At 48.4% G+C, this 709-nt stretch carries 1 protein-coding gene and 1 tRNA gene; one reads left to right on the top strand and one right to left on the bottom strand.

Features of this window, described 5'->3' with window-relative positions:
• A partial coding sequence (locus H6B10_RS14855; protein ID WP_204652293.1) for a hypothetical protein occupies positions 1–216 on the top strand: 216 nt, incomplete at its 5' end.
• A 60-nt stretch (positions 217–276) separates the two neighbouring features.
• Here H6B10_RS14855 and H6B10_RS14850 read toward each other — a convergent pair.
• Positions 277–353 (bottom strand) — tRNA-Arg (locus H6B10_RS14850).
• Positions 354–709 lie beyond the last annotated feature (356 nt).

Genomic DNA, 709 nt, shown 5'->3' with positions numbered 1-709 from the left:
ATACACTGCGGTATGCGGAAAAGCAGGGATTGCGGATATGGAATCTGGCCGAAAGATAAAACCAATCTTCCCATAAAAACAAAAACTGATAAAATAGCTCTCGTGCTGCCCAATTACAAAACCAGCACGGAAAGGAGATTCCATGAGCTATCTTATCAGTTTTTTCGTGTCTGTCATGGCCGATGTTACCGCGTACATAGTCAAAAAATGGATTGACAAGCACTAAGCCGTGACAAAATAAAAAAGGTCGCTGTACTGCAATACAGCGACCTTTTTTGGTGCGGCCGGGGGGATTCGAACCTCTGGCCTTTGGAGTCGGAGTCCAACGCTCTATCCAGCTGAGCTACGACCGCACATTTATGAAAATCGTCGCTGGGACGAGATTCATCGTATAAAATTGTGAAAATCGGGTTGGTGGTCAATTCGTGGTCAGTCTACCGTGAACCACCGGGTGATGCGCCTGCTTTTTCACGTTATGCCGAGCAATTTCTTGCCGGTTGCCTAACGTGCCACAGTTGTCGGAGTCCAACGCTCTATCCAGCTGAGCTACGACCGCACATTCTGTATTTGCGTTCCCCCGTTGCGGGGAACTAATATAGTATAGCAAACTTCCGGGAAAAATGCAAATGCTTTTTTTGTCGGATTCACCTGGGCTGCACTTTTTACGGCATCCATGCATCCGGCCCCCGGTGGGGCAGGGATGCCAACA

The organism is Gemmiger formicilis (assembly GCF_016901605.1).
In the GTDB taxonomy this organism is placed as follows: domain Bacteria; phylum Bacillota; class Clostridia; order Oscillospirales; family Ruminococcaceae; genus Gemmiger; species Gemmiger formicilis_B.
This window is presented reverse-complemented; position numbering and strand designations above follow the sequence as displayed.